The following is a 26,476-nucleotide window of genomic DNA, read 5'->3' on the forward strand; positions in this document are numbered from 1 at the left end:
GTTTTGCGCTTCAGTTACAATGCCGGTTTTGGCGCAAACGCCACCCCATATATACCGCCAAGCAGGAGCGTTTTAATGACTCACGTTGTGACCGAAGGCTGCATCAAGTGCAAATACACGGACTGCGTGGATGTGTGCCCGGTGGATTGCTTCCGTGAAGGTCCCAACTTTCTCGCCATCGATCCGGACGAGTGCATCGACTGCGCCGTGTGCGTCGCCGAGTGCCCGACCAATGCGATCTATGCCGAAGAAGACGTTCCGGGCGACCAGCAGCAGTTCACCGCGCTGAACGCCGAGCTGGCAAAGGACTGGCCGTCGATCACGAAGACCAAGCCGGCACCGGCCGACGCGGACGAATGGAAGGACGTGCAGGACAAACTGCACCTGCTCGAGCGCTGATCGCGCAGCGGCCGCAAAAAATTTTTGTGCGCCGCGGCCCAAAAGTGTTGACAGGTTGATCAACGCTCCATACAATCTCGTTTCTCTGCTGTTGTTGTTTGTTCCCCGATAGCTCAGTCGGTAGAGCGCCGGACTGTTAATCCGTAGGTCCCTGGTTCGAGCCCAGGTCGGGGAGCCAAAAACGCAAAGGCCCGTTGAAAGTGGACGGGCTTTTTGCTGGTAGACAAACAAGCAGATGTACCGATTTATTCCCCGATAGCTCAGTCGGTAGAGCGCCGGACTGTTAATCCGTAGGTCCCTGGTTCGAGCCCAGGTCGGGGAGCCAAATAGCGAAAGGCCCGTCATTCGACGGGCCTTTTGTTTTTCCGGCCCGCCTTTCGGCTTTCGTCGCCCGGTCGCGCGCATGCTAGAGTCTCTGTCCCGCATTCGCATCCGGTTCCGTCGATGAAGCACCGTCTCCTCCGCTCAGCACCACTCGCCCTCCTGCTTTCCGCATTCGCCGCGGCACCGTTCGCGCACGCGGAGGAAGTCGGCAGCGTCAACACCCATTTCCGCGTCACCGGCTCCGATCGCGTGGTCGTCGAGGCGTATGACGATCCGGTCGTGAACGGCGTGACCTGCTACGTGTCGCGCGCGCGCACCGGCGGGATCAAGGGCACGCTCGGCGTCGCCGAGGATCCGAGCGAAGCGTCGATCGCGTGCCGGCAGGTCGGCCCGATCAGCTTCAAGGAGCCGCTCAAGCAGCAGACCGACGTGTTCAGCGAGCGCATGTCGTTCATCTTCAAGACCCTGCACGTCGTGCGCGTGGTCGACACCAAGCGCAATACGATCGTCTACCTGACCTACAGCGACCGCATCGTCAGCGGCAGCCCGAAGAACGCCGTCACCGCGGTGCCGATGCCGGCCGGCACGACGATTCCGGTCAAGTAAGGCCCGCGCCTGCCGGGCGCGCGAGCGATACACTGTCGGTTCGACCGCTCCGCGCCCGCTCATGTCCGCCACCCGCCTTCCCGACTCCGCACGCTACTGGCGCACGCCGCTGCTGCCGGATGCGGATCTCGTCACGGCCACCTATCGCGACCACACGTTCGCGCCCCACTGGCACGACGCGTACACGATCCCCGTGATTCTCGAAGGCGCGGAACGCTACACCTATCGCGGCAGCGGCCATGTCGCAGAAACCGGCACCGTACCCGTGATCAATCCGGGCGAAGTGCATACGGGGTCGCGTGCCGCCGACGAGGGCTGGTGCTATCGCGTCAGCTACATCCCGGTCGATTTCATCCGCGAACTCACCAGCGCGATCGCCGGCCGCCCGCAGGACGCGCCGTGGTTTGCGCCCGACGTGATTCGCGACGCCGACCTGGCGGCGCGGCTCACGCTGGCGCACCGGATGATGGAGGCCGGCAGCGAGCACGCACTGCCCTCGCAGGCGCACGGGCAAGCAGCTGACGTTCCCGCGACGGGCGCACCCCGCATCTACGATCCGCTCGCCGCCGAAACGGCGATGCTCGATGCGTTGTCGACATTGATCGTGCGCCATGCGGACGCCCTGCCGCGACCGGCGCCGCTCGCGGCGGACGAACCCCGCGTCGACGCGATGCGCGAACGGCTCGCCGCCGATCTGACGTGCACGGTGACGCTCGACGAGGTCGCGCAGGCGGCAGGCCTGTCACCGTTCCACGCCGCGCGCCTGTTCACCCGCACGAACGGCATGCCGCCGCATGCGTGGCGCAACCAATTGCGCCTGCAGCGCGCGCTGGCGCCGCTGCGCGCGGGCGTGCCCGTCGCCGACGTCGCCGCGGCCAGCGGCTTCGTCGACCAAAGCCACTTCACACGGCATTTCAAACGCATGTTCGGCGTACCGCCCGGGCGCTGGCAGGCGAGCTGACGCGCGGCGTCCGGCCCGCCAACGCGATGCCGCCGGCGCCTGCAAGCAGGCAAGCACCGGCTCGCCGCCCAAGCGCAAGAACATACAAGCCGGCTCGCCTCCCCGCCCGCTATCCTCCCGTTCATGGAGGAGCACCCCTTGAACCCGACACCCGCATCGCCCGCTCGCCGCCCGTTCAACGAATGGCTCGACGGCGCGCGCGACACGATCCCGATGATGATTGGCGCCGCCCCGTTCGGCGTGATTTTCGGCACGCTCGTCGGCGGCGGCCCGCTCGCCGCGTGGCATGGCACGCTGATGTCGCTCGCCGTGTTCGCGGGCTCCGCGCAGTTCATCGCGCTCGGCCTGATCGCGGGTAGCGCAAGCTTCGTCGTCGTGCTCGCGACCACGCTGATCGTGAACCTGCGTCACCTGCTGTACAGCGCAACGCTCGCGCCCTATGTCGCGCACCTGCCGCTGCGCTGGCGCGCAACGCTCGGCGCGCTGATGACCGACGAGGTGTTCGCGGTCGCCTATGCGCACTACCGGCATTTCCCGCCCGGCGCGATCGGCCCCCACTACTTCTTCGGCTCGGGGCTCGCGATGTACCTGAACTGGCAGGTCTGGACGCTCGCGGGCATCGGTTTCGGCGCGGCGTTCCCGGGGCTGCAGTCGCTGGGCCTCGATTTCGCGATGGCGGCCACCTTCATTGCGATCGTCGTCCCGCAGCTCGGCACCCTGCGCTATTTCGCGGCGGCCGTGACGGCCGGCACGCTGGCGTACTTCTGGCAGGGCTGGCCGTACAAGCTCGGACTGCTCGGCGCGGTCGCCGCCGGCGTCGCGACCGGCGTCGCGCTCACGCTGCTGCACGAACGATCGCGTGCCGGCTCGCACACGGAGGCCGCATCGTGAGCTACGCGCTGCTGATTCTCGGGATGGCCGTCATCACGTACGCGATCCGCTCGACGCTGTTCCTGTTCGGCGAACGGCTGGCTTTCCCGCCGCTCGTGCGGACCGCGCTCGGCTTCGTGCCCGTCACCGTGCTGACCGCGATCATCGTGCCGATGACCGTCTCGCCGCACGGCGGCACGGCCGAGCTGACCTGGCGCAATCCGCAGCTCGTCGGCGCGCTGGCGGCCGTGCTCGTGTCGGCTGCGACCCGCCGCCCGCTCGTGACGATCGCGGCAGGGCTCGCGGTGTTCTTTTTCTGGCAAGGGGTCGTGCTGCCCCACTGGCTGCCCGCCTGAGCACACGCTCGGTCACGCGCGCTCAAGTTTCCGCCCGGCAGGCCGATATAGGGGATGAAGACCCGCCACCGGCCTCGGCGCGCACCGGTCAGTCGACGCTGCGCCCGCCCCGGTGCGCCGTGCCGGCCGCCGGCTTGCGCGGGCCGCCATCGAGACGATTCATGGGCCAGATCACCCTTTCCCTCAAGGACGACACGCTCGAGTCCCTGCGCAAGGACTACGACGCGTTCGTCCGCGTGTCGCTGAAACTCGACCCGCAGTTCGCGACGCCGTCGTTCGAGGATTTCCTGCGCGCCAAACTGCTCGACAACATGGTGCCGCTGACCGAGCACGCGGTGCAGCGGATGCTGCAGGGCGGCCAGTACGCGTGGGCCAAACGCACGCTCGACAAGGAATTCCCGGACGTCGTCGCGATCCTGATGCGACAGGCCGGCGAATTCGGCTTCGGCTTCGCGTGCCGTTCCGAATGGACCCCCGACGAACTCGCGAAGGCGTGCCGCGACTGGGCGAAGGCGATCGTCGCCGAAGCGCAGGGCGACCCGTCGCTCATCGACCCGCTCGCGTCGCAGATCAAGGGCGCGGCGCAAGATATCCAGGCACTCGAGGAACTGATGCAGACGCCGGCATGGCGCCTCGCGGAATCGCTGCGGCAACGGGTCTACGAGGCCAAGCTCGCGTGTGAGATGAGCGTCGGCAGCACCGCGCGCGACAAGCTCGGCGAACTGCGCGGCCTGCTGCGGCTCGGGCTCGCGCACGGCTCGTTCCAGAAACAGGAAGCGCAGCAGATCATGGAATACCTGCGGCTGCTGAAGCCGGAGATCTTCGTCGAGGAGCCGTACGATGTCTTCGCACGGCTCGCCGCGTGGCTGCGCAGCGTATTCACCCCGGCTGCCGCGCGGCCGGCACAGGGTCCGGGACAAGGACAAGGACAGCGCCGCCCGTAACGGCGCCCCCATGCGCATCGACACACGAAAACGGCCCGGTTCGCGCAATGCGAACCGGGCCGCTGGATGACCGCCATCGCGACGCACCGCCAGGGACGAGCATCGCGCGGCGCCAGGCACCGCTTACTGCGTGGCGCCCTGGGCCGATGCACCGCCCTCCGCACCGACCGATGCGCCGCCTTCGGTCGCTTCGCCGGCCTTCGCCTTGGCCGAACCGACATGGCTCTTGGCCGACTTCGCGGCATGCTTCGTGTGCTTCTTGGCCGAGTGGACGGCCGACGACGCCGTATCCTTCGCGCCGTCGGCTGCCGCGCCGACCGCATCGGTTGCCCCGCCGGCGGCATTGCCCGACGCGTTCGCGCCCGCACCGCCCTGCATGCCGGCACCGACACCCGCCGCCGGCGTCTGCGCCTGCACGCCGGCACCGGCCGTGCCCTGCACCGCCGTGCCCGTCTGGGCAAATGCGGCCGAAGTGGCGAACGCCGTCAGCGCGGCACCGATCAGCATCGTACGAATCTTGGACATGGCAATTCTCCTCAGGAAGTTGTGAGCCCGAACCGCAGCGATGCGGTCCGTCGCTTCCCCTGCCGCGACACGCAGCAGGTACGAAAAAGACCCGCGGCACGCCCGGCCGGTTCTCGAATCTCTCAGACTGTTACCCACCGTTTCATTTGCTGACGAGTCGCTCACAGTCCTTAACAACTGCATGCCGCGGCGCCCCGCGCTCGCGTGCCGGCCCGTGGTGCCGTATGATGCGGAGCGTTTCCTCCCGCGCCTTGCGCACCTCCTTCGTCATGCCCAACCTGGATTTCACGCTGACCGGCGAATACGTCGAGCTGCACAACCTTCTCAAGATCACCGGCCTCGCGGACAGCGGCGGCAGCGCGAAGCTGATCGTCGCGTCCGGCGCGGTGAAAGTCGACGGCGCGGTCGAACTGCGCAAGACCTGCAAGATCCGCGCGGGCCAGGTCGTCCTGCTCGGCGACACGCGCATTGCGGTGCGCGAAGCCTAGGGCCGACGGTTCCCCTGCCTGCGACATGGCCATCGGCGCGCGCGTTCGACACGGTTCGAATAAAGCCGTAAGCTAGCCGTCTCTCAAAATAAATACATATAGCGCGGGCCCGCACCCGCGCGAGCGCCCACTCCATGTCGCATTCCGGTCTTACGCGGACGGCCGCCGCGCCGCCGTCCCTGTCCAGTCATGCCGCCGATACCGCCCGCCTCGCCGCGCCGCTCGCGATCGCGCAGCTTTCGCAGATGGCGATGAGCGTCACCGACACGGTGCTGCTCGGCTCGCTCGGCCCCGATTCGCTCGCCGCCGGCGGGCTCGGCGCGAACTTCTTCTTCGTCATCGTGACCGTGCTGCAAGGCGTGCTGTCGTCGGTCAGCGTCAGCGTCGCGCACGCGCGCGGCGCCAAGGCCGACGAGCGCGTACCGCACATCTACTGGACCGGCTTCGCGCTGTCCGTGCTGCTCGCGATTCCGGCCATCATCGCGCTGTCGCTGTCCGAACCGATCCTGCTGATGTTCCACGAGCCGCCATTGCTCGCGCATCACGTCGGCGAATACACGGGCATCCTGCGCTTCGCCGCGCTCGGCAGCCTGATCGGTGTCGGGCTGATGCGCGCATTCCTTCCGGCGATCGGCGCGGCGCGGCGGCTGCTGTGGGTGTCGATCGGCGGCGTCGGCGTCAACGCCGTGCTGAACTACGGCCTGATCCACGGCGCGTTCGGGCTGCCGCGCCTCGGCTTCCTCGGGTCGGCGGTCGCGACGACGATCACGATCTGGCTCACCGCGCTCGCCCTGATCTGGCTGCTGCACGGCCGGCAGCGCTTCCGTCATTTCGTCACCGCCGCGCGCCCGAAGCTGCCCATGATGGGCGAGCTGATCGGCATCGGCTGGCCGGTGGCGATCACGTACGGGGTCGAGTCGACGCTGTTCCTCGCAACCGGCCTGACCATCGGCGTGCTCGGCGCGACGTCGCTGGCCGCGCACCAGATCGCGCTGAACGTCGCGTCGGTGGCATTCATGGTGCCGCTCGCGATCGGCCAGGCTGCCAACGTGCGCGTCGGCTACTGGGTCGGCGCGGGGGCGCCCGTCGCCGCGCGGCACGCGGGTTTCGTCGCACTCGGCCTCGGTGTCGCGTTCATGACGCTGTCGGGCATCGTGCTGATCGTCGCGCCGCACGCGATCGTCGGCCTGTACCTGAACCTCGACGATCCGTCGAACGCGGCCACGGTGTCGCTTGCCGCGTCGCTGCTCGGCATCGCCGCGGTGTTCCAGATCGTCGACGGCGCGCAGACGGTCGCGTCGGGCGCGCTGCGCGGCCTGAAGGACACGCGCATCCCGATGCTCGCGGCGACCCTCGGCTACTGGGGCATCGGTTTTCCGACCGGCTACTGGTTCGCGTTCCACGTGGGCCTCGGCGCCCGCGGCCTGTGGTGGGGTCTCGCGGCCGGCCTTGCCAGCGTCGCCGTGCTGATGGGGTGGCGCTTTCATCTGAAGAGCGCGTCGCTCACGACGTCGCCGCACTGAGCGCGACACGACGCGAAATTCCGGCCGGCGCTATGCTAGTCGGCTGAAGACCTCGAGACGCCGCGCCAGCGGCGCGACTGCCTCACGATACGTCTGGTTATGCCTGATGCCGCGCGACGACGCGCGGCCTTTCCCCTTTCCTGGAGGAGTGGATCATGAACGAAGCAGTTCGGATGGAACGCGATACGTTCGGCGAGATCGCCGTACCGGCCGACCGGCTCTGGGGCGCGCAGACCGAGCGCTCGCTGCAGAATTTCCGGATCTCGACCGAGAAGCAGTCGCCCGAGCTGATCCACGCGCTCGCGATCGTCAAGCGCGCCGCGGCGGCCGTGAACCAGTCGCTCGGCGTGCTGGCCGACGACAAGGCGCGCGCCATCATCGACGCGGCCGACGAGATCATCGCCGGCAAGCATCCGCGCGAATTCCCGCTCGCCGTGTGGCAGACGGGCTCCGGCACGCAGACCAACATGAACCTCAACGAGGTGATCGCGAATCGCGCGAGCGAACTGATGGGCGGCGAGCGCGGCGAAGCGCGCAAGGTTCATCCGAACGACGACGTGAACCGCGGCCAGTCGTCGAACGACGTGTTCCCGACCGCCATGCACGTCGCCGCCGCGTACGCGATCGTCAACCACCTGCTGCCGGCGCTGCGCACGCTGCGCACGACGCTCGACGCGAAGTCGAAGGCCTTCGCCGACATCGTGAAGATCGGCCGCACGCACCTGCAGGACGCCACGCCGCTCACGCTCGGCCAGGAGTTTTCCGGCTATGTCGCGCAGCTGGACCAGGGCATCCGTCACGTCGAATCGGCATTGCCGCACCTGTATGAGCTCGCGCTCGGCGGCACCGCGGTCGGCACGGGGCTGAACGCGCATCCGGAGTTCGCGGTGCGTGTCGCCGATGAGATCGGCCGGCTCGCGAAGCTGCCGTTCGTGACGGCGCCGAGCAAGTTCGAGGTGATGGCTGCCGCCGATGCGCTGGTGTTCGCGCACGGCGCGCTGAAGACGGTTGCTGCCAGCCTGATGAAGATCGCGAACGACGTCCGCTGGCTCGCAAGCGGGCCGCGCTGCGGGCTTGGCGAACTGTCGATTCCGGAAAACGAGCCGGGCAGCTCGATCATGCCGGGCAAGGTGAACCCGACGCAGTCCGAAGCCGTGACGATGCTGTGCTGCCAGGTGTTCGGCAACGACGTCGCGGTCAACGTCGGCGGCGCGAGCGGCAATTTCGAGCTGAACGTGTTCCGGCCGATGATCGCGCACAACGTGTTGCAGTCGGTGCGGCTGCTCGCCGACGGCGCGCAGAGCTTCAACGACCACTGCGCGGTGGGCATCGAGCCGAACCGCTCGCGGATCGACCTGCTGCTGAACGAATCGCTGATGCTCGTGACGGCGCTCAATCCGCACATCGGCTACGACAAGTCGGCGCAGATCGCAAAGAAGGCGCACAAGGAAGGCACGACGCTGAAGGCCGCCGCGCTCGCGCTCGGCTACCTGACCGAGGCGGAATTCGATGCGTGGGTGCGCCCCGAGCAGATGATCGGGGCGCGCTGACGGTACGACGATCGGCGGTACGACGTTCTACGGAATCGCGGGCGCGGCGCGATGCGCGGCGCCCGCCGCGGTCAGACCGCGCCTTTCGCGACTTCTTCCGGCTTCATCTCGACGATCTTGTCGAGCGCGGCCCGCACGTCGGCCGCATATTTCGCGAGCACCTTCTGCTCGTCGGTCTCGGGCACGAACGGCGGCACCGGCACCGGGTTGCCGTTCTCGTCGACCGCGACGAACACGACGAGGCAATCGGTCGTCTGGCGCAGCACGCCGCCCTTCGGATCCCCGGCATGGACGGACACATGGATGTGCATGCTGGTCCGGCCCGTCGCAACGACGCGCGCCTTCAACTCGACGAGATTGCCGACCAGGATCGGACGCTGGAAGCGGATGTTGCCGACGCTGACCGTCACGCAATAGCGGCTCGACCAGACGGCCGCGCACGCATACGCGACTTCGTCGATCCACTTCATCAGCGCGCCGCCATGCACCTTGCCGCCAAAGTTCACGGACGACGGTTCGGCGAGGAAGCGGAATACGGTTTCGGTGCGGTCGAGGGCGGCCGGTACGGGGGACGGTTGGGACATCGTGTTGGCTCCAGGCGGCAGGGGCGCTGTAATCGGCCGATTATACGTTGCACTGCGGCAACGCGTCGCGGGGCGCCCCGTGTGGCGCGGCTGAGGGGGCCGTGCCCGCCGTGCCTGTGGCCGGCGCCGGTCAGCGGCGCACCGTGATGCCCTGATCGATCGTCCCGTACATCTCGAGGCTGCCGCCGCGCTCGCCGGCCGCGCCCGCACCGCCCTGCGCACAGGCCGCGCAGACGAGCGCCACCGCCAGCAAACAGAGAATCGTCTTCATCGTTGCGTCGTGTCACGTGCGGCAGCCCGCTGCCGCCGCTTTCGGCCATTCTACGCGCGCGCCGCACGCGGCCGCGGCCCGGTTCGCCGCATCGACGCCGCCGGCAAGTCTGCATCCGACATTTCAGCCGGAACCGAAACATCGAATGCGCGCGCCCACTACACTGGAGGCCATCCCGCCTGACGAGACACGACGATGACCGACCAAGACGACCACCACTTTCCGGGCCTGAGCCGCATCGGTTCGCTGATCGCCGACCCAGGACGCGCCGCGATGCTGTGGGTGCTGATGGACGGCAGCGCACGACCGGCAGGCGAGCTGACGATGATCGCGGGGCTGTCGCCCTCCGCCGCAAGCGCCCACCTCTCGCGCTTGACCGAAGGCGGCCTGCTCGCGCTCGACGTGCGCGGCCGGCACCGCTACTACCGGATCGCATCGGCCGACATCGCGGCGTCGCTCGAGGCACTCGCGAACGTCGCCCGCGCGGCCGCGCCGCATCGCGCGGCTCCGCCGCCGTCCCGCACGGTCCCGGCCGAATTGCGCTATGCGCGCACCTGCTACGACCACATGGCCGGCGAACTCGCGGTGCGCATCTTCGACGGGCTCACTGCGCGCGGCTGGCTGCAGGCGGACGGCGATGCGATCGAGACCACCGAACTCGGCACCCAGGCGCTTGCGCAATGGGGCATCGACGTCGCACAGCAGCGCACGCGCCGGCGCCGCTTCGCGTGCGGATGCCTCGACTGGAGCGAGCGGCGTTCACACCTCGGCGGCGCGCTCGGTGCGGCACTGCTCGAGAGCTTCTGCGCGCACGGCTGGATCGAGCGTGCGGCACGGCCGCGCGTGCTGCGCGTCACCGTGCCCGGACAGCAGGTTTTCGACGAGTGGCTTACGTCCGCTTGACGCCCGCATTGCGTCTGCACGACAACGGCGCGCGATCGACAGGTTTTGTTACATCGAGTGCCATTCGACTTACAAAACACCGAGCATTGAAACAGGCCGAGCGGATATTGTGCACTCAACGGCACGAATCGACGCGCCGCGACAATGACGAAGACGCTCAACATGGCCACCCTGTTCACGCTCAAGCGAACCGCCCGCTGCACACTGCTCGCGTTCGTCGCGCTTGCGGCCCTGCCCCCCGCATTCGCGCAATCGGCCGACGCCCCTCCGTATGCGGCCGCGGCACGGCAACCGGGCGGCGATCCGCCCAGCCGTGTCGCACGGCTCAATTACCTGTCGGGCGCCGTGACGACCGAGCCGGCCGGCACCGATACGTGGTCGTATGCCGCCGTGAACCGGCCGCTGACGACCGGCGACCAGCTCTGGAACGATGCCGGGGCGCGCTCGGAACTGCACATCGGCTCGACCGCGGTGCGGCTCGGCGAGTCGACGAGCCTGTCGGTGCTGAACCTCGACGACACGACGACCCAGCTGAAAGTGGGGCTCGGCACCGTATCGACTCACGTGCGCGATCTGCCGGCCGGCGGATCGTACGAAATCGACACGCCGAACCTCGCGCTCGGCATCACGGGCCCCGGCGACTATCGCGTCGACGTCGCGCCGAACGGCGCGAGCACGACGGTCACGGTGCGCAGCGGCAGTGCGACCGTCTACGGCAGCAACGGCCAGTATCCGCTGTCACCGGGGCAGCAGGTCGTATTCACGGGCACCGACCTGCAGGTCGCGCAGCAAGCCGCCGCCCCCGGCCCCGATGCGCTCGACCAGTGGGCCGCCAGCCGCGACGCGGCCGAGGAACGCTCGGTGTCGGCCCGCTATGTGTCCCGTGACATTCCCGGCTACCAGGATCTCGACGCAAACGGCACGTGGCGCAACACCCCGAATTACGGCCAGGTATGGGTGCCGAACGATACGCCGGCGGACTGGGCGCCGTATCACGACGGCCACTGGATCTGGCAGGCCCCGTGGGGCTGGACGTGGGTCGACGACGCGCCATGGGGTTTCGCGCCGTATCACTACGGCCGCTGGGCGTACGTGGACGATAGCTGGGCCTGGGTACCGGGCCCGCTGGCCGTCAGCCAGCCGCCGGCCTATGCACCGGCACTCGTCGCGTTCGTCGGCGGTGGCGGCGGCCCCGACTGGAGCGTCGCGCTCACGGTGGGCGGCGTCGCCGCGGCCGGCTGCGCGTGGTTCGCGCTCGGCCCGGGCGAACCGTGGCATCCGGGCTGGGGCGGCTGGAGCCCGCACTACTACGACCGGGTGAACCGCAACATCGTGGTGAATAACGTCAACGTGAACAAGACCGTGAACGTGACGAACATCACCAATATCACCAACATCAACAAGACCTACGTCAACTTCCGTGCGCCGCACGCGATCACGGCCGTACCGGCTGCCGCATTCGTGCACGGCCAGCCTGTCGCGCACTTCTCGCAGCACGTCGACCCGCAGCAATGGCGCAACGCGCACGTCACGCCGGGTACGCCGGGCATTGCGCCGGTGCGCCAGAGCTTCACCGGCGGGCTGCGCAATGCGAGCTACCGCCCGCCGGCGGCAATTGCCCAGCATCCGTACGTCGCCACGCGCAATCCCGCCGTGCCGGCCGCGTATCGCGACCAGGCCGCCGCCCACCTCGCGCAGCAAGGCGGGCGCGTGCCGGGTGCCGGCGCGCCCGTCGTGAAGACGAACGTGCCGGCCGACTATACGGCGCGTCCGGTCCGCGTACCGGGCAAACCGGGTGGCGGCGCATGGGCGATGCACAACGTCCAGCTCGTGAATCCGCACGGCCCCGTCGTGCAGCCGGCTCGCGCGCCTCGCGAAGGCCAGCCGGCCGCCTTGCAGGCCGGGCGGCCGGGAACACCGATGCCCGGCGTGCCGAATGCCACGCGGCCCACGAACGGCGAAAACCCCGGCGCACCGCACTTCGCCAACGGCGGCATGCCGCAGGCACCCGGCAACCCGGCGCCACATCAGGCGTTCGGGCCCGGTAACGGTGTCCCCCATCCGCCGGTAGCGAACAACAGTCCGGCCGGCATCGGCAATGCGCACGCGGCCGAGACGCCGTCGCCCGCCTGGATGCAGCCGCACACACCGATGGAGCGCCAGCGCCCCGCTCCGCCCACCGCACTGCATGCGGCGGGACAGAATGCGCTGCCGCCGGTGCGCAGCGCGGCGATCCCGCATCCGGAGGGCGCGCCGGCGCTGCAGGGCGCGCAGCCCGGCGGCCGGAACGAAACGCCGCGCGCACTGCCGCAACCAAGGCTCGACAATACGGCGCAGATTCCGCGCCCGCGCCCCGAATTCCCGACACCGGCGCAGCATGGGCAACCGCAACCGGAGCGCGCGGCGCCCGCGCCGCAACCGCACCCCGAATTCGCGCAACCGGCGCCACACCACGAAGTCGCCCCGCCACGTGTGAACGAGTACCGGCCGCCGGCCCCCGCCGTGCATGACATGCCGCGCCCGCAACCGCAGGCGCCGCGCATGGAGCCGAGACCGCAACCGGCGCCACGCATGGAGCCGCGCCCGTCGATGCCCGCACCGCACATGGAACCGCGGCCGCAACCGGCGCCGCACGTCGAGGCGCCACACCCGAGCAACCCGCCGCCGCAAGGCGGCCACGAAGAGCGGCACCGCCAGTAAGCGCCGCAAACATGAAACAAAAGGCCCGACCGGTATCAGCCGGTCGGGCCATTTTCCTGCGGGAAACGGATCGATGCCTCCGCGCGTCCCGGGCCGCGCGATCAGACGGCCATCGGTGCGGTCAGCGGCTCGTGGTGGCGATAGCCGACGAGCGAGAAATCCGACGGCTCGATCCGTTCCAGCCACTCGGGCTCGTAAACACCCGTCTTCGCGTATTCCGGCACACGGTCGGAAATCTCGAGCCGCGGGCTGTCGTAAGGCTCGCGCGTGAGCTGGCGCTGCAGCATGTCGAGCTGGTTCTCGTAGATGTGCGCGTCGCCGATGAAGTACGTGAACCAGCGCGGCGTGTAGCCGGTCAGCCGGCCGACGAGCGCCAGCAGCGCGGCCCCTTCCGTCAGGTTGAACGGCGTGCCGAGGCCGACGTCGTTGCTGCGGATGTACAGGCACAGCGAGATTTCGCGCTTCGTCGCGTTCGGCAGGAACTGGTACAGCAGATGGCACGCGGGCAACGCGATCTGGTCGAGCACGGCCGGGTTCCACGCGTGAAACAGGATGCGACGATCGGACGGGTTCTCCATGATCGTGTCCAGGCACTGGCGCAACTGGTCGATCGCCTTGTACAGCAGCACCTTCGGTGCGCCGTCTTCGTCGAAACGCGTCACGATCCGGAAGCCGCGGCGCGTCGCATCGGCGATCTGCGCGTCGGCGCCCGCGTCGAGCACCTTGTAGCCCGGCCACTGGCGCCATTGCACGCCGTACACGTCACCGAGATCGTCGACACCCTGGCGATACGGGTTCGCAAGCCACTGGGCATTCTCGTTCGCGTTCGCGTCCCACACCTTGCAGCCGAGCGCGCGGAAATCGGCCGCGCTGCGGGACGCGCGCAGGAAACCGACCAGTTCGCCGATCGCCGACTTGAACGCGAGCTTCTTGGTCGTCACGGCCGGGAAGCCTTGCTGCAGGTCGAAGCGCAGCATCGCGCCCGGCATGCTGATGGTGCGGATCCCCGTGCGGTTCTCCTGCCAGGTGCCGGTATCGAGAATGGTGCGAACGAGATCGAGATACTGTTTCATGCGGGTTCCTTCGGCCGCGAGGGCGGCCGTACCCGCCAATTTTAGCAAGCGTGACGCGGAAGCTCCTGCAACGGCGCTGAAAACCCTGCCAGCGTGTCGCCGCGATCGCGCATGCCGTGCGCGCACATCAGCCGGTAGAGCGTGACACGCGACACGCCGAGCTCGCGCGCGGCATCCGCGAAACGGCCACGATGGCGCAACAGCGCCTGCTCGATCGCCTGCCGTTCGGCCGCCTCACGCGCCTCCAGCAGCGACACGGGTGCGAGTGTCGCAAATTCGCTCAGCTCGAGATCGGCGGCGGTGATCATCCGCCCCTCCGACATGACGATCGCGCGGCGCACGCGATTGATCAGTTCACGCACGTTGCCCGGCCACGAATAGCCGTACAGCGACGCGACCGCATCAGGCGAAAAGCCGCGCAGGCGGCGATGTGCGTCGCCCTTGAAACGCTCGAGCATGTGACGCGCAAGTATCTCGATATCCTTGCCGCGCGCGCGCAGCGGCGGCTCCTCGATCTTCAGCACGCACAGGCGATGGAACAGGTCCTCGCGGAACCGTCCTTCGCGCAGCGCTGCGTCCATGTCCACGTGCGTCGCACAGATCACGCGCACGTCGACGGGCACCGATACGTGGGCACCGAGCCGCTCGATCTTGCCTTCCTGCAGGAAGCGCAGCAGGCTTGCCTGGCTTTCGAGCGGCAAGTCGCCGATCTCGTCGAGAAACAGCGTGCCACCGTTGGCGGCCTCGACGCGGCCGATCTTGCGCTGGTTCGCGCCGGTGAACGCGCCGCGCTCATACCCGAACAGCTCGGCCTGCAGCAGCGTCGACGGGATCGCGCCGCAATTGATCGCGATGAACGGCGCGTGCGCGCGCGACGAGCGCTCATGAATCGCGACCGCCGTCAGCTCCTTGCCCGTACCCGATTCGCCGGAGATGAACACAGGTGCGTCGGTCGCCGCGACGCGGCGAATCGTCCTGAAGAGCCCGAGCATCGCATCGCAGGTCCCGACCATCTCGCCCTCGCTGCGTCCCGTGCCGACGGGCGGCGCAGCGGTTTCGGTCAGCGCGACCATGCCGTGCGCATGACCGACGGTCTCGACGATCCGCGCCGTCTCGTACGGCATCGTCACGTAGTCGAAACAGTAGTCACGAATGAGATGGCGCAGCGTGGCGTCCTGCAACTGGCCGCGGCGCGTCGCCGCAATCCAGCCGATGTGCTGAATGCTCAGACAGGATTCGAGTTCGCGCAGGTCCGAGGGCTTGAAGCCCGGCGAAAAATCGAGCAGCCCGGCCGTTGCGACACCGTGCTGCACGACGCGCCGTACGTCCCGCACGGTCTCCGCGAGATCGACACGCCAGCCGCATTCGTCGAAATGGCCGCGCAACGCGTCGTTCGGCTCGCGCGAATAGTAGATCACATGCCGCTGATCGACTCCCATATGCTCACCCCGTTCCTCAACCGTCTAACGATTGCCGTGCACGTCAGTATGCGTGCGAAAGGATCGAATCGGGGCAGCCGAAGGCGGCTCGATTCGCCATGCCGATGCTCGGCAACGACAAAGCCTCGCATGATGGCGCTTATCTCGCGTCCAGTTATTTTGATCAAGATAGCTTAGTTATAGGCACTGAATACGACAATCCGATTTCAGTACCGTGGGCGATACGGCCGAATCGCTCAGGAGGTCGATGTATGTCAATCGTCTGCACATAGCACCTGTGCAGCAATGCGTGCAGTCATCGATGCATGCGACGATTTTCGTCCTTGAAGCGTATCGATTGAATCCGCAGTATTCCCGAGCCCCCTCGTTTCAGGCCTGAAACATTTTCAGCCGTTTTCCGCCACAATTCGCAACGCTTGCGCACGAATCGCAGTCTCGACAACGGTCGCGGCGCGATGGCATGCATTTCGCTGAATAGGGAAACCGTCGGAGACAGCGACCATGCGAAAACATCTTTTACTTTCTTTCGTGCCGATGACCATTGCGGTCGCGGCCGCCGGCCCGCCCACGCCCGTACACGCAGACGAAAGCTCGAAGCCGGATCACGCCGTGCTGCTTGCATCAAACACGCCGGGCATGCAGCACGGCGTCGGGTTCGGCATCGTGACCGTGTCGGCACCGCAACCGCTGCCGGCCGGCAGGACATCGGTGACCTTGTGGGACGAGATCCCCCCGCCGCCCCAGTTGCCGATGCCGCTCCCGATACCGCAGCCGGGCGACGTGCAGCATGCGATGGAAGGCACCGCACAAGGCAGTACGCATCAGTGACCGTCGATCGAACCATTTGATCAGGATGACGTATTGATCCGGACAGGCCGGAGAGCATCGATCAGAGGCTGCATTCGCGATCTCTCGACACGAAACGGTTTTGTGCTCCGTCCCCCGGCGGGCACGCTTTTTATTCATTCCGTCGCCGCGACGCGTGGCTTCGACCGTCGCGGCGCGCAGCGCCGGAAGGCGGATGCGCGCACCCGGAACCGGTGCGCGCCGCCGTTCCGGTAGAATCGGCGCCATTCCGGTTTTCCTCTCCCCACCTTCATGACGACGTTGACCCTGATCGTCGCGCGTGCCCGCAACGGCATCATCGGCCGCGACAACCAGTTGCCCTGGAAACTTCCCGAGGATCTCGCCTTCTTCAAGCGCACGACGATGGGCGCACCGATCGTGATGGGCCGCAAGACCCACGAGTCGATCGGCCGGCCGCTGCCGGGCCGCCGCAACATCGTCGTCACGCGCGATGCGGCGCGACGCTTCGACGGCTGCGACACGGTCACGTCGCTCGCCGATGCGCTGGCGCTCGCCGCGCGCGATGGGGTGCCCGAGGCGTTCCTGATCGGTGGCGCGCAACTCTACGCGGAAGGTCTCGCACTCGCCGACAAGCTGATCGTCACCGAGATCGATGCCGACTTCGACGGTGACGCGTCGTTCCCGGCACCCGACGCCGCGCACTGGCAGGAAGTGTCCCGCGACGCGCACCAGGCGGCCGCGCCGAACACGTTCGGCTATGCGTTCGTCGTCTACGAGCGCAAGCGCGGCTGACGCATCGCGCGCAATTAAAAAGCCCGACCGGCTCACTCACGCCGTCGGGCTTTTTTTGTTTGATGGCGGCTGATGCCGCGCGCCGCTTACTGCCCGGCGATCGTCATCTGCTCGATCAGCACCGAGCCCGTTTCCTTCGTGCCGCGCACGATCGAGTCGGCGCCGATCGCGACGATATGCCGGAACATTTCCTGCAGCGTGCTTGCGACGGTGATTTCCTCGACCGGATACTGGATCACGCCGTTCTCGACCCAGAAGCCCGCCGCGCCGCGCGAATAGTCGCCCGTCACGTAGTTCACGCCCTGCCCCATCAGCTCCGTCAGCAACAGGCCCGTGCCGAGCTTCTTCAGCATCGCGTCGAAATCGTCGTCCGGCTGCGTGTTCGAGCTGCGCAGCGCGAGGTTGTGCGAGCCGCCTGCGTTACCGGTGGTTTGCGTGCCGAGCTTGCGCGCCGAATAGGTCGACAGGAAGTAGCCTTCGACCACGCCATCCTTGACGACGCTGCGCGCACGCGTGCGCACGCCTTCCTCGTCGAACGGCGCGCTGCCCATCGCGCGCGGCACGTGCGGATCCTCGACGACCTGGATGTGCGGCGCGAACACCGGCTTGCCGAGACTGTCGACCAGGAACGACGTCTTGCGGTACAGCGCACCGCCGCTCACCGCCTGTACGAACGCGCCGAGCAGGCCGGCCGCGAGCGGCGCCTCGAACAGCACGGGCACCTTGCGGGTGTCGAGACGGCGCGCGCCCATCCGCGCAAGCGCACGCTCGGCCGCATAACGGCCCACCGCTTCGGGCGCCGCAAGATCGGTCGCGCTGCGCTTCGACGAATACCAGTCGTCGCGCTGCATGTGACGGCCGCTGCCCGCGATCGGCGCGCATGCGATGTAATGGCGCGAGTACGGGTAGCCGGACAGGAAGCCACGCGACGTCGCGAGCACGAACTGCGAATGCTGGGCCGACACGCTCGCGCCTTCCGAATTGCGGATCTGCGGGCTGACCGCGAATGCGGCATCTTCCGCGCGGCGGGCGAGTTCGACGGCCTCGTCGGCCGTCAGTGCCCACGGGTGGTACAGATCGAGGTCGCGCGGGTCGGTTTCGAGCAGCTCGGCTTCAGCGAGGCCGGCGGCCTCGTCCTCGGCCGTGAAGCGCGCGATGTTGTAGGCGGCGGCGACGGTATCCTTGATCGCGCCCGGCGAGAAATCCGACGTGCTCGCGTTGCCGCGCTTCTTGCCGATGAACACGGTCACGCCGACCATCTTGTCGCGGTTGTGCTCGATCGTTTCGACTTCGCCGCGGCGCACCGACACCGACAGGCCGTCGCCCTCGGAGATTTCGGTCGCGGCATCCGTCGCGCCGAGGGCCTTCGCATGGCGAAGGATGTCCGAGGCGATTTCCTTGAGCTGGTCCTGCGTGTGCGGGAAATAGCGCGCTTGTACGTCGAGATTGGCTGCCATCGTCTTGATATCCGGTGGCGGGCGGGCGCCCGCATGTTCAAAATGTTGCGTATCCCGCGATCATAGCAAGGTCCGGGGCCGGACACCGACAAGCTTGGCGTGTCCGCGGCGCGATACAATGCCGTCCATGACACGCAAAACCCGAATCCAGCCGATCGAGCATGCCGTCGAGGACGACGACAATGGCTACGATCGCCCCAGCAAATCCCAGTTGAAACGCGAAATGCACGCGCTGCAGGAGCTCGGCCAGGCGCTCGTCGACCTGCCGAAGGACGCCCTCAAGCGCATGCCGATGCCCGAAGATCTCGCGGACGCCGTGCGCGAAGCCCGCCGGATCACCGATCACGAAGGCAAGCGCCGCCAGCTCCAGTACGTCGGCCGCGTGATGCGCTCGCTGACCGACGACGAGACGGCCGCGCTGCGCACCGCGCTTGACGCGCAGCGCGGCGTGAACAAGGCCGCGACGGCCCGCCTGCACTGGATCGAACGCACGCGCGAACAGTTGCTCGCGAACGACGACGCGCTGACCGAATTCCTGCGCCAGCACCCGGAAGCCGATATCCAGGAAGGCCGCACGCTGATCCGCAACGCACGCAAGGAAGCGCAGCAGGGCAAGCCGCCGCGCTATTTCCGCGAGCTGTTCCAGTGGATCAAGGCCGCCGGCGGCGCGTCCGATACGGACGACGAAGCGGCGGACGACGCCGGAGACGACCATGACGACGAAGCGTAACCACCCGGACGAGCTCGTCGTCGGCCTCGTGTCGATCAGCGACCGCGCGAGCACGGGCGTCTACGAAGACAAGGGCATTCCGGCGTTGCAGGAATGGCTCGGCGGCGCGCTTACGTCGCCGTGGCGCGCCGAAACGCGCCTGATCCAGGACGATGCGCCCACGATCTCCGCCACGCTCGCCGAGCTCGTCGACGTCGCGGGATGCGACCTCGTGCTGACGACCGGCGGCACGGGCCCCGCGCGCCGCGACGTGACGCCCGAGGCCACGCTGGCCGTCGCGACGAAAGAAATGCCCGGGTTCGGTGAACAGATGCGGCAGATCAGCCTGAATTTCGTACCGACCGCGATCCTGTCTCGGCAGGTCGCGGTGATCCGCGAAACGGCCAAGGCCGACCATGCGGCGCTGATCATCAACCTGCCGGGCCAGCCGAAATCGATCCGGGAAACGCTCGAAGGGCTGCGCGATGCCGACGGCAAGTCGACCGTGCCCGGCATCTTCGCCGCGGTGCCCTACTGCATCGACCTGATCGGCGGCCCGTATATCGAGACCGACGACGCGGTGGTTGCGGCGTTCCGGCCGAAAAGCGCGCGGCGCTGAGCCTGTACCCGGCGCCGGGCGCGTGCCGGCCCGCTCAGGCGGCCGGCGCGGACTCGCCTGCCGGAGCCGACGCGGCCGGAATCAGGAAATGCTCGCGGTAGTACTTCAGCTCGTCGATCGATTCGTGGATGTCCGCGAGCGCCGTGTGCATCGCCCGCTTCTGGAACCCCTTGTAGATTGCCGGCTGCCAGCGGCGGCACAGCTCCTTGAGCGTGCTGACGTCGAGGTTGCGGTAGTGGAAGAACCGCTCGAATTCGGGCATCCAGCGCGCCATGAAGCGGCGGTCCTGGCAGATCGAGTTGCCGCACATCGGCGACTTGCCGGGCGACACGTACTGCGCGAGGAAGGCCTGCAGCTGCGCGGCGGCGTCCGCCTCGGTCACGGTCGACGCGCGCACGCGGTCGATCAGGCCCGAGCGGCCGTGCGTCGACTTGTTCCAGTCGTCCATCTTAGCGAGCGTTTCGTCGCTCTGGTGGATCGCGAACACGGGGCCTTCGACGGCGACGTCGAGCGTGGAATTGGTCACGACGACCGCGATCTCGATGATGCGGTCGTTATCCGGGTCGAGGCCCGTCATCTCCATGTCGAGCCAGACGAGGTTCAACTCGTTGCGCACGAGCGCGGGCTGGCTGGTGGAAGCGGCGGTATCGGTCATGAGTCATCCTGGAAAATGGCGGGCAGCGCGCGGCGCCGCCCGGGCGGCCGGCATCGCATCAGCGGGCCCGGTCCGCAAGAACATATAATTCTCGCATAGAACCCTTTGGCGCCTTCGATGTCACCCTTTTCGTTCACCCTGCTGTTCGCGCTCGCCGTGCTCGCGATGGTCGTCACCAAGCTGTGGCTCGCGTCGCGGCAGATCCGCTTCGTCGCCGCGCACCGCAACGGCGTCCCCGCGCAGTTCAGCGCGACCATCCCGCTGACCGCCCACCAGCGCGCGGCCGACTATACGGTCGAGCGCACCCGGCTGACGATGCTCGAGATCGTCGTCAGCGCGGCCGTGCTGGTCGGCCTCACGCTGCTCGGCGGCGTCGGCGCCCTCGACACGCTGCTTACCGGCTGGCTCGGCCGCGGCTACGGGCAGCAGGTCGCGCTCGTCGCCGCGGTGCTCGTGATCACGAGCGCGATCGACGTCCCGTTCGAGTATTACCGCCAGTTCGGAATCGAACAGCGCTTCGGCTTCAACCGGATGACCAAGCGGCTGTTCTTCACCGACATGCTGAAAAACTCGCTGCTTGGCGCCGCGCTCGGCCTGCCGCTGCTGTTCGTCGTTTTGTGGCTGATGAACCAGGCCGGCAGCCTGTGGTGGCTGTGGACCTGGATCGTCTGGGTCGCGTTCCAGATGCTCGTGCTGCTGATCTACCCGACCTTCATCGCACCGATCTTCAACAAGTTCGAACCGCTCAAGGACGACGCGCTGCGCGCGCGCATCGAGTCGCTGATGAAGCGCTGCGGCTTCGCGGCGAAGGGCCTGTTCGTGATGGACGGCAGCCGCCGCTCCGCGCACGGCAACGCGTACTTCACGGGCTTCGGCGCCTCGAAGCGGATCGTGTTCTTCGACACGCTGCTCGCACGCCTGTCCGGCCAGGAAATCGAGGCCGTGCTCGCGCATGAACTCGGCCACTTCAAGCGCCGCCACGTGATGAAGCGGATGCTCGTGTCGTTCGTGCTGAGCCTCGTGCTGCTCGCGCTGCTCGGCTGGCTTGCACAGCGCACGTGGTTCTACACGGGGCTCGGCGTCACGCCGTCGCTCGACACGAGCAACGCGGGCGCCGCGCTCGTGCTGTTCTTCCTCGCGATTCCCGTGTTCCTGTTCTTCGCGACGCCGTTCGGCAGCCTCACGTCGCGCAAGCACGAATTCGAGGCCGACGCATTCGCGGCCAGCCAGACCGACGCGCAGGATCTCGTCAGCGCGCTCGTGAAGCTCTATGAGGACAATGCGTCGACGCTGACGCCCGACCCTGTCTACACGGCCTTCTACTACTCGCATCCGCCCGCCTCGCAGCGGATCGACCGCCTGCTGCAGCACGCATGAGCCGGCCGACCTCCCGCAAACCGGCCCCGCGCGCGTCGGGCGCGCAACGTGCCGAAGGCCGCGTGATCGCGGCGCACGGGCGCCACTACATCGTCGCGCCCGACGATGGCGGCCCGATGCTGCAGTGCTTCCCGCGCGGCAAGAAGAGCGATATCGCGGTGGGCGACCGGGTCGCGTACGAACTCGCCTCGGCCGACCAGGGCGTCATCGTCGAGATCGGCGAACGGCGCAACCTGCTGTACCGTTCCGACCAGTTCAAGTCGAAACTGTTCGCGGCCAACCTCGACCAGTTGCTGATCGTGCTCGCGACCGAGCCCTATTTCAGCGAGGACTTGCTCGGCCGCGCGCTGATTGCCGCCGAGGCGAACGAGCTGAAGCCGCTCGTCGTGCTGAACAAGATCGACGTCGAAGCCGCGCTGCCGGTCGCGCGCGAGCGCCTCGCACCCTACCGCGCACTCGGCTACGACGTGCTCGAGCTGTCGGTGAAAGGCTCGCCCGACGACGCGCGCGCACAACTGATGCCGCACCTCGCCGGGCATTCGACGATCCTGCTCGGCCAGTCCGGGATGGGCAAGTCGACGCTCGTGAACCTGCTCGTTCCCGACGCCGAAGCCGCCACGCGCGAGATTTCGGCCGCGCTCAACAGCGGCCGTCACACGACGACGTTCACGCGCCTCTACCCGCTGGAAGGCGGCGGCGCCCTGATCGATTCGCCGGGCTTCCAGGAATTCGGCCTCTACCACCTGACGGAAGGCCGTCTCGAGCGCGCGTTTCCGGAGTTCCGGCCGCTGCTCGCGGACTGCCGTTTCTATAATTGCCATCATCTGCACGAACCCGGCTGCGCGATTCTCGAAGCCGTCGCCGACGGCCGCATCGCGCCGACACGGCATGCGCTGTATGCGCAACTCGTGCACGAGGCAAGCCAGATCGTCCGCTGACCCGCGCGGCACGCGCGCGGCGGCCAGCCGGTGCCATGCGGGCCGGCCCTCACCGACAGGAGCCGCGATGCGTTTCAAGGCACCCGATCTCGCGACGGCGCAGCATTGGGCCAACGTCCTCCAGGTGGCCGGCATCGGTTGCGAGCTGCATAACTGCTACGCGACCGGCGCACTCGGCGGCCTGCCTGCCGACGCGTGCACGCCCGAGCTGTGGCTCGACGACGAACGCGACGACGCGCTCGCGCGCCGGCTCCTCGATGCCGCTTCGCATGGCCCGTCGGCCGGCGCCGCGCCGTGGCGCTGCCGGCAGTGCGGCGAGGCGCTCGAGGCCCAGTTCACGGCCTGCTGGCAATGCGGCGCCGTGCGCGACCCGCGCGACGATTGACCTGCACAGCAAAAAAGGCCGGCATCGAGCCGGCCTTTTGTCTTTCATCGGGCACCGCACTGCCCCGTCACGACACCCAGACGGCGAGTGTCAGCATCAGCAGCAGAATCATCCACAGGATCACGGCGCGCCAGACAAGGCCAACTGCGGATTGCAACGTACGCGGCGTGCAATCGTCACCGACCGTCAATGGACCGCTGTCACCGACCGCCAGCGCATCGAGGCTCGACGGTTCCGCGAGCGGCCCCGCGAGGCGTGCGCCGAGCGCGCCGCTACCGGCTGCGAGCAGGACGCCGTCGTTCGGATCGGGCCACTGGCGCGTATGGTTGCGCCACGCGTAGATCGCGTCCTCGAAGTTACCGACGATTGCAAAGCCGAGTGCGGTCAGTCGCGAGGGAATCCAGTCGATCACGAAGAACGCGCGCTGCGCGAACGTCGAGAAGGCCGCCGTGCGGTCGTCGCCCGGCGTCGACCAGCTGCGCGCGAGGTATTCGGAAATCCGGTACAGCACGGCGCCGGCCGGGCCGATCGGCAGCACGTACCAGAAGAACACGCCGAACACGTGACGATGCGATGCGACAACGGCGTGAATCAGCGTATGGCGGACGATTTCGCCGACCGGCATGTCGACCGTGTCGATACCCGTCCACTCGTGCAGGATTTCGCGCGCACGGGGCACGTCATCGTTGTTGAGCGCGAGGTGGATGTCGGTGAAGTAGTGGCTGAACTGGCGGAAGCCGAGCGTGAAATACACGACGACGACGTTCCAGATGAACGCGAGCACGAAGCTCACCTTGTACAGCAGGAAATAGATCAGCGCGACGATCAGCACCCACGGCAGCACGACCGCGAGCCATGCGAGGATGCCGTGCTTCTGCTTGCCTGCGTCTAGACCATGCGCGACGGTTTCCGCATGAAACTGGAACAACGCGAACACCGGATTGTTCGGCGACAACGCGCGGACCTGTTCGATGATGAGGGCGAGGAGAACCGAAAAGAAAGTCATGCGTGGCGCCGTCTTCGGAGTTATGTCATTTTTTGCATAACGATAGCACAGCGTAAGCACCGGATGGCTGCCGGCGCAGTCGTGCGGCAGCCGGCCGCACGCGCCAGCCGCCGCGTGTGCCTAGCCGGCTGCCAAGAAGCGGTACAGATTGCGCAACATGCCGGCAGTTGCGCCCCAGATGAAGTAATGCCCGCCGGGTTCGCCATTCGGATAGGGCATCGCAAAAAAACGACGCTCGCCGCCTTCCCAGCGAAACACCCGGACCTGATGGTTCGCGGGATTCATCAGGAACGCGAGCGGCACCTCGAAAATCTCGGCCACTTCGAACGTGTCGGCCTGCACGGTGAACGGCGGATGCACGAGACCGACCACCGGCGTCACGCAGAAGCCCGTGCCGGTCAGGTAGTCGGGCAATGCGCCGAGGATCTCGACACGCTCGTCCGCCAGCCCGATCTCTTCCTTCGCCTCGCGCAACGCGGTTGCGGTCGCGTCACGATCGAACGGTTCGCGGCGACCTCCTGGGAAGCTGATCTGTCCGGCGTGGTCGTTCAGGTGGTCGGCACGCTGGGTCAGCAACATGGTGAGGCCGGACTCGCGGACGACGAGCGGAACGAGGACGGCCGCGCTACGCGGATCGACGCCCTCCTGCAATCTCGCCTCGTCGGGCTCGACGCTCCACTCGAGCGTGCGCGCGAAACGGTCGCGCAGGCCGGACGGTGTCATCAGGCGGGAATCGATGGCCGGCAGGCCGGCGCCGGTGCCTTCGACCGGCAGGACTTCGGGATCGATGATGGGGCGGCGATTCAATGGGGCTCTCGTGTTTGTGTCGTATCGAGCATATTGTCGCGCCAGAATGAAAAAAGCACCCGGGTGGGTGCTTTTTCCTTACAGCTCTTACTCTTGGGAAGCTGCTGCGGCGCGATCCTTCGACACCAGCTTTTCCTTGATACGAGCCGACTTGCCCGAACGCTCGCGCAGGTAGTACAGCTTCGCACGACGCACATCGCCGCGGCGCTTCACGACGATGCTTGCCAGCAGCGGCGAGTACGTCTGGAACGTACGCTCGACGCCTTCGCCCGACGAGATCTTGCGGACGATGAAATTCGAGTTCAGGCCACGGTTGCGAATAGCGATCACGACGCCTTCGTAGGCCTGAACGCGCTTGCGGTTACCTTCAACCACGTTCACGTTCACGATCACCGTGTCGCCCGGGGCGAATTCGGGGATCGTCTTGCCGGCGAGCGCGCGCTCGATTTCTTCCTGCTCAAGTTTTGCGATCAGATTCATTACTGACTCCTTATGCCATCGTGTCGGCGTTCACACCCGCCTGCTTCCAGGCCTGGCCCCGATAGAGGATGGATTCACATCAGGCGCCGCACACGCATGTACGGCACCGCCAATTCCCGCCCGCGACACCGCCTCAGGAGGCGTCCTTCGCTTCGCGTGCGAGGTTCGCAAGCCACGCCTCGTCGGCCCGGCTCAGCAACTTCTCGCGGCGCGCCCGGACGATCAGGTCCGGCCGCTTCCGCAACGTATTCCTCAATGCTTCCTGGCGCCGCCACCGCTCGATCTCGGCATGATGCCCACCGAGCAGTACGTCCGGCACGCGCATGCCATCGTATTCCTCGGGGCGCGTGTAGTGCGGACAATCGAGCAGGCCGTCGGCGAAACTGTCCTGCACGGCCGACAGCGAATCGTTCAGCACGCCGGGCAGCAACCGCACGACGGCATCCATCATCGCCATCGCCGGCAATTCGCCACCCGACAGCACGAAATCGCCGAGGCTGATTTCCTCGTCGACGCAACGGTCGAGCAAGCGCTGGTCGATCGCCTCGTAGCGACCGCACAGCACGACGACGCCGGGTTCCTGCGCCATCCGCACCGCGCGATCGTGCGTGAGCGGTGCACCTTGCGGCGACATCATCACGACGCGCGTGCTCGAGATACCCTGTTCCGCCTGCGCCGCTTTCGCGGCATCGATCGCGGCTTCGAGCGGCCTGGCCAGCATCACCATACCCGGACCGCCGCCGTACGGACGATCGTCGACCGTGCGGTAGTTGTCCGTCGTGAAATCACGCGGGTTCCAGGTGCGCAACCCGAAGCGCCCTTGCTTGACGGCCCGGCTGGTGATCCCCCAGTCGGTCAGTGCACGGAACATCTCGGGAAAGAGCGTGACGACGTCGAACTGCACCGCGCTCTCGGTAACCTGGTTCAT

Annotated in this window: 29 protein-coding genes and 2 tRNA genes; 20 read left to right on the forward strand and 11 right to left on the reverse strand. The window is 67.4% G+C overall.

Annotated elements, in window-relative coordinates:
• Positions 1–75 precede the first annotated feature (75 nt).
• The 8 genes from fdxA to L810_RS18055 all read left to right on the forward strand — a co-directional run bounded on the left by fdxA (position 76) and on the right by L810_RS18055 (position 4,460).
• On the forward strand, positions 76–399 hold the full coding sequence (fdxA, locus tag L810_RS18020; protein WP_011351384.1) for a ferredoxin FdxA: 324 nt from the start codon (positions 76–78) through the stop codon (positions 397–399).
• Positions 400–501: 102 nt separating this feature from the next.
• Positions 502–577: transfer RNA gene (locus L810_RS18025), tRNA-Asn, on the forward strand.
• A 71-nt stretch (positions 578–648) separates the two neighbouring features.
• Positions 649–724, forward strand: a tRNA-Asn gene (locus L810_RS18030).
• A gap of 119 nt (positions 725–843) precedes the next feature.
• Complete coding sequence (locus L810_RS18035; RefSeq protein WP_021159719.1) at positions 844–1,329, forward strand: CreA family protein; 486 nt, start codon at positions 844–846, stop codon at positions 1,327–1,329.
• 61 nt (positions 1,330–1,390) lie between these two features.
• Complete coding sequence (locus L810_RS18040) at positions 1,391–2,290, forward strand: AraC family transcriptional regulator (RefSeq protein WP_021159720.1); 900 nt, start codon at positions 1,391–1,393, stop codon at positions 2,288–2,290.
• 123 nt (positions 2,291–2,413) lie between these two features.
• Complete coding sequence (locus L810_RS18045; protein WP_042975172.1) at positions 2,414–3,181, forward strand: AzlC family ABC transporter permease; 768 nt, start codon at positions 2,414–2,416, stop codon at positions 3,179–3,181.
• Positions 3,178–3,516, forward strand: coding sequence for an AzlD domain-containing protein (locus tag L810_RS18050; protein ID WP_021159722.1), 339 nt, complete (start codon positions 3,178–3,180; stop codon positions 3,514–3,516). Before L810_RS18045 ends, L810_RS18050 begins: the two co-directional genes overlap by 4 nt.
• Positions 3,517–3,677: 161 nt before the next feature.
• The gene (locus L810_RS18055; protein WP_021159723.1) at positions 3,678–4,460 is read left to right on the forward strand and encodes a DUF4088 family protein; all 783 of its coding nucleotides are present in this window, start codon (positions 3,678–3,680) and stop codon (positions 4,458–4,460) included.
• 123 nt (positions 4,461–4,583) lie between these two features.
• Here L810_RS18055 and L810_RS18060 read toward each other — a convergent pair whose 3' ends face one another.
• The gene (locus L810_RS18060; RefSeq protein ID WP_021159724.1) at positions 4,584–4,985 is read right to left on the reverse strand and encodes a hypothetical protein; all 402 of its coding nucleotides are present in this window, start codon (positions 4,983–4,985) and stop codon (positions 4,584–4,586) included.
• Between the two features lie 269 nt (positions 4,986–5,254).
• Between L810_RS18060 and L810_RS18065 the strand changes: the two genes are divergently transcribed.
• The 3 genes from L810_RS18065 (at position 5,255) to fumC (ending at position 8,546) form a co-directional block, all read left to right on the forward strand.
• Positions 5,255–5,473: an RNA-binding S4 domain-containing protein gene (locus L810_RS18065; RefSeq protein WP_021159725.1), complete on the forward strand. Its 219-nt coding sequence runs from the start codon at positions 5,255–5,257 to the stop codon at positions 5,471–5,473.
• A 134-nt stretch (positions 5,474–5,607) separates the two neighbouring features.
• Positions 5,608–6,996 carry a multidrug efflux MATE transporter NorM gene (norM, locus tag L810_RS18070; protein WP_021159726.1) on the forward strand — a complete coding sequence of 463 codons (1,389 nt, stop codon included), beginning with the start codon at positions 5,608–5,610 and terminating at the stop codon, positions 6,994–6,996.
• A 155-nt stretch (positions 6,997–7,151) separates the two neighbouring features.
• Positions 7,152–8,546 carry a class II fumarate hydratase gene (gene fumC / locus L810_RS18075; RefSeq protein ID WP_021159727.1) on the forward strand — a complete coding sequence of 465 codons (1,395 nt, stop codon included), beginning with the start codon at positions 7,152–7,154 and terminating at the stop codon, positions 8,544–8,546.
• Between the two features lie 71 nt (positions 8,547–8,617).
• Here fumC and L810_RS18080 read toward each other — a convergent pair whose 3' ends face one another.
• Both L810_RS18080 and L810_RS48445 read right to left on the reverse strand, forming a co-directional pair.
• Positions 8,618–9,130 carry an acyl-CoA thioesterase gene (locus L810_RS18080; protein WP_012328135.1) on the reverse strand — a complete coding sequence of 171 codons (513 nt, stop codon included), beginning with the start codon at positions 9,128–9,130 and terminating at the stop codon, positions 8,618–8,620.
• 130 nt (positions 9,131–9,260) lie between these two features.
• Complete coding sequence (locus L810_RS48445; protein WP_179945675.1) at positions 9,261–9,401, reverse strand: hypothetical protein; 141 nt, start codon at positions 9,399–9,401, stop codon at positions 9,261–9,263.
• A 195-nt stretch (positions 9,402–9,596) separates the two neighbouring features.
• Here L810_RS48445 and L810_RS18085 point away from each other — a divergent pair, with 195 nt between their 5' ends.
• A complete protein-coding gene (locus tag L810_RS18085) occupies positions 9,597–10,304 on the forward strand; it encodes an ArsR/SmtB family transcription factor (protein WP_027788033.1) in 708 nt (235 codons plus the stop codon).
• 162 nt (positions 10,305–10,466) lie between these two features.
• Entirely contained in the window at positions 10,467–13,004 is a 2,538-nt protein-coding gene (locus L810_RS18090; RefSeq protein WP_042975183.1) for a DUF6600 domain-containing protein, read from the forward strand.
• Positions 13,005–13,105: 101 nt separating this feature from the next.
• Here the strand turns inward: L810_RS18090 and L810_RS18095 are convergent, their stop codons facing one another.
• A complete protein-coding gene (locus L810_RS18095; protein WP_021159729.1) occupies positions 13,106–14,077 on the reverse strand; it encodes a thymidylate synthase in 972 nt (323 codons plus the stop codon).
• 41 nt (positions 14,078–14,118) lie between these two features.
• Positions 14,119–15,516: a sigma-54 dependent transcriptional regulator gene (locus L810_RS18100; protein WP_021159730.1), complete on the reverse strand. Its 1,398-nt coding sequence runs from the start codon at positions 15,514–15,516 to the stop codon at positions 14,119–14,121.
• A gap of 501 nt (positions 15,517–16,017) precedes the next feature.
• Here L810_RS18100 and L810_RS18105 point away from each other — a divergent pair.
• Positions 16,018–16,344 (forward strand): hypothetical protein, encoded by a 327-nt coding sequence (locus L810_RS18105; protein ID WP_021159732.1) that lies wholly within the window; start codon positions 16,018–16,020, stop codon positions 16,342–16,344.
• Positions 16,345–16,614: 270 nt separating this feature from the next.
• Positions 16,615–17,115: a dihydrofolate reductase gene (locus L810_RS18110; protein WP_042975175.1), complete on the forward strand. Its 501-nt coding sequence runs from the start codon at positions 16,615–16,617 to the stop codon at positions 17,113–17,115.
• Positions 17,116–17,201: 86 nt separating this feature from the next.
• Here the strand turns inward: L810_RS18110 and pmbA are convergent, their stop codons facing one another.
• Complete coding sequence (gene pmbA, locus L810_RS18115; RefSeq protein ID WP_021159733.1) at positions 17,202–18,572, reverse strand: metalloprotease PmbA; 1,371 nt, start codon at positions 18,570–18,572, stop codon at positions 17,202–17,204.
• A gap of 127 nt (positions 18,573–18,699) precedes the next feature.
• Here pmbA and yjgA point away from each other — a divergent pair, with 127 nt between their 5' ends.
• Positions 18,700–19,302, forward strand: coding sequence for a ribosome biogenesis factor YjgA (gene yjgA, locus L810_RS18120; protein ID WP_306415697.1), 603 nt, complete (start codon positions 18,700–18,702; stop codon positions 19,300–19,302).
• Positions 19,286–19,900: a molybdopterin adenylyltransferase gene (gene mog, locus L810_RS18125; RefSeq protein WP_021159735.1), complete on the forward strand. Its 615-nt coding sequence runs from the start codon at positions 19,286–19,288 to the stop codon at positions 19,898–19,900. Before yjgA ends, mog begins: the two co-directional genes overlap by 17 nt.
• Positions 19,901–19,934: 34 nt before the next feature.
• On the opposite strand, the gene orn is transcribed toward mog, so the two are convergent.
• A complete protein-coding gene (orn, locus tag L810_RS18130) occupies positions 19,935–20,555 on the reverse strand; it encodes an oligoribonuclease (RefSeq protein ID WP_021159736.1) in 621 nt (206 codons plus the stop codon).
• A gap of 117 nt (positions 20,556–20,672) precedes the next feature.
• Between orn and L810_RS18135 the strand changes: the two genes are divergently transcribed.
• From L810_RS18135 to L810_RS18145, 3 genes are all read left to right on the forward strand, one after another.
• On the forward strand, positions 20,673–21,932 hold the full coding sequence (locus L810_RS18135; protein ID WP_021159737.1) for a M48 family metallopeptidase: 1,260 nt from the start codon (positions 20,673–20,675) through the stop codon (positions 21,930–21,932).
• Complete coding sequence (gene rsgA / locus L810_RS18140; RefSeq protein ID WP_021159738.1) at positions 21,929–22,870, forward strand: ribosome small subunit-dependent GTPase A; 942 nt, start codon at positions 21,929–21,931, stop codon at positions 22,868–22,870. The genes L810_RS18135 and rsgA overlap by 4 nt, the downstream gene beginning before the upstream one ends.
• Before the next feature lie 67 nt (positions 22,871–22,937).
• A complete protein-coding gene (locus tag L810_RS18145) occupies positions 22,938–23,255 on the forward strand; it encodes a putative signal transducing protein (RefSeq protein ID WP_021159739.1) in 318 nt (105 codons plus the stop codon).
• A 67-nt stretch (positions 23,256–23,322) separates the two neighbouring features.
• On the opposite strand, the gene L810_RS18150 is transcribed toward L810_RS18145, so the two are convergent.
• The 4 genes from L810_RS18150 to trmD all read right to left on the reverse strand — a co-directional run bounded on the left by L810_RS18150 (position 23,323) and on the right by trmD (position 26,476).
• Positions 23,323–24,261 carry a CobD/CbiB family protein gene (locus tag L810_RS18150; protein ID WP_021159740.1) on the reverse strand — a complete coding sequence of 313 codons (939 nt, stop codon included), beginning with the start codon at positions 24,259–24,261 and terminating at the stop codon, positions 23,323–23,325.
• A 120-nt stretch (positions 24,262–24,381) separates the two neighbouring features.
• Positions 24,382–25,068 carry a CoA pyrophosphatase gene (locus tag L810_RS18155; RefSeq protein WP_021159741.1) on the reverse strand — a complete coding sequence of 229 codons (687 nt, stop codon included), beginning with the start codon at positions 25,066–25,068 and terminating at the stop codon, positions 24,382–24,384.
• 87 nt (positions 25,069–25,155) lie between these two features.
• On the reverse strand, positions 25,156–25,548 hold the full coding sequence (gene rplS, locus L810_RS18160) for a 50S ribosomal protein L19 (RefSeq protein WP_006753174.1): 393 nt from the start codon (positions 25,546–25,548) through the stop codon (positions 25,156–25,158).
• 133 nt (positions 25,549–25,681) lie between these two features.
• Positions 25,682–26,476: a tRNA (guanosine(37)-N1)-methyltransferase TrmD gene (gene trmD, locus L810_RS18165; RefSeq protein WP_042975177.1), complete on the reverse strand. Its 795-nt coding sequence runs from the start codon at positions 26,474–26,476 to the stop codon at positions 25,682–25,684.

Origin of the sequence: Burkholderia sp. AU4i, assembly GCF_000466765.1 — a bacterium.
Taxonomy (GTDB): Bacteria; Pseudomonadota; Gammaproteobacteria; order Burkholderiales; family Burkholderiaceae; genus Burkholderia; species Burkholderia cepacia.

Bases quoted from the DNA above. Each gene is read 5' to 3' on its own strand.
- L810_RS18150 (WP_021159740.1), bottom strand. From the start codon at position 24,261: ATGACTTTCTTTTCGGTTCTCCTCGCCCTCATCATCGAACAGGTCCGC.
- fdxA (WP_011351384.1), top strand. From the start codon at position 76: ATGACTCACGTTGTGACCGAAGGCTGCATCAAGTGCAAATACACGGAC.
- L810_RS18055 (WP_021159723.1), top strand. From the start codon at position 3,678: ATGGGCCAGATCACCCTTTCCCTCAAGGACGACACGCTCGAGTCCCTG.
- L810_RS18105 (WP_021159732.1), top strand. From the start codon at position 16,018: ATGCGAAAACATCTTTTACTTTCTTTCGTGCCGATGACCATTGCGGTC.
- orn (WP_021159736.1), bottom strand. From the start codon at position 20,555: ATGACCGATACCGCCGCTTCCACCAGCCAGCCCGCGCTCGTGCGCAAC.
- yjgA (WP_306415697.1), top strand. From the start codon at position 18,700: ATGACACGCAAAACCCGAATCCAGCCGATCGAGCATGCCGTCGAGGAC.
- L810_RS18080 (WP_012328135.1), bottom strand. From the start codon at position 9,130: ATGTCCCAACCGTCCCCCGTACCGGCCGCCCTCGACCGCACCGAAACC.
- L810_RS18090 (WP_042975183.1), top strand. From the start codon at position 10,467: ATGGCCACCCTGTTCACGCTCAAGCGAACCGCCCGCTGCACACTGCTC.
- L810_RS18135 (WP_021159737.1), top strand. From the start codon at position 20,673: ATGTCACCCTTTTCGTTCACCCTGCTGTTCGCGCTCGCCGTGCTCGCG.
- L810_RS18060 (WP_021159724.1), bottom strand. From the start codon at position 4,985: ATGTCCAAGATTCGTACGATGCTGATCGGTGCCGCGCTGACGGCGTTC.
- L810_RS48445 (WP_179945675.1), bottom strand. From the start codon at position 9,401: ATGAAGACGATTCTCTGTTTGCTGGCGGTGGCGCTCGTCTGCGCGGCC.
- rplS (WP_006753174.1), bottom strand. From the start codon at position 25,548: ATGAATCTGATCGCAAAACTTGAGCAGGAAGAAATCGAGCGCGCGCTC.
- L810_RS18145 (WP_021159739.1), top strand. From the start codon at position 22,938: ATGCGTTTCAAGGCACCCGATCTCGCGACGGCGCAGCATTGGGCCAAC.
- mog (WP_021159735.1), top strand. From the start codon at position 19,286: ATGACGACGAAGCGTAACCACCCGGACGAGCTCGTCGTCGGCCTCGTG.
- fumC (WP_021159727.1), top strand. From the start codon at position 7,152: ATGAACGAAGCAGTTCGGATGGAACGCGATACGTTCGGCGAGATCGCC.
- L810_RS18100 (WP_021159730.1), bottom strand. From the start codon at position 15,516: ATGGGAGTCGATCAGCGGCATGTGATCTACTATTCGCGCGAGCCGAAC.
- L810_RS18045 (WP_042975172.1), top strand. From the start codon at position 2,414: ATGGAGGAGCACCCCTTGAACCCGACACCCGCATCGCCCGCTCGCCGC.
- rsgA (WP_021159738.1), top strand. From the start codon at position 21,929: ATGAGCCGGCCGACCTCCCGCAAACCGGCCCCGCGCGCGTCGGGCGCG.
- L810_RS18035 (WP_021159719.1), top strand. From the start codon at position 844: ATGAAGCACCGTCTCCTCCGCTCAGCACCACTCGCCCTCCTGCTTTCC.
- L810_RS18065 (WP_021159725.1), top strand. From the start codon at position 5,255: ATGCCCAACCTGGATTTCACGCTGACCGGCGAATACGTCGAGCTGCAC.
- L810_RS18085 (WP_027788033.1), top strand. From the start codon at position 9,597: ATGACCGACCAAGACGACCACCACTTTCCGGGCCTGAGCCGCATCGGT.
- L810_RS18040 (WP_021159720.1), top strand. From the start codon at position 1,391: ATGTCCGCCACCCGCCTTCCCGACTCCGCACGCTACTGGCGCACGCCG.
- norM (WP_021159726.1), top strand. From the start codon at position 5,608: ATGTCGCATTCCGGTCTTACGCGGACGGCCGCCGCGCCGCCGTCCCTG.
- L810_RS18095 (WP_021159729.1), bottom strand. From the start codon at position 14,077: ATGAAACAGTATCTCGATCTCGTTCGCACCATTCTCGATACCGGCACC.
- L810_RS18110 (WP_042975175.1), top strand. From the start codon at position 16,615: ATGACGACGTTGACCCTGATCGTCGCGCGTGCCCGCAACGGCATCATC.
- pmbA (WP_021159733.1), bottom strand. From the start codon at position 18,572: ATGGCAGCCAATCTCGACGTACAAGCGCGCTATTTCCCGCACACGCAG.
- trmD (WP_042975177.1), bottom strand. From the start codon at position 26,476: ATGAACCAGGTTACCGAGAGCGCGGTGCAGTTCGACGTCGTCACGCTC.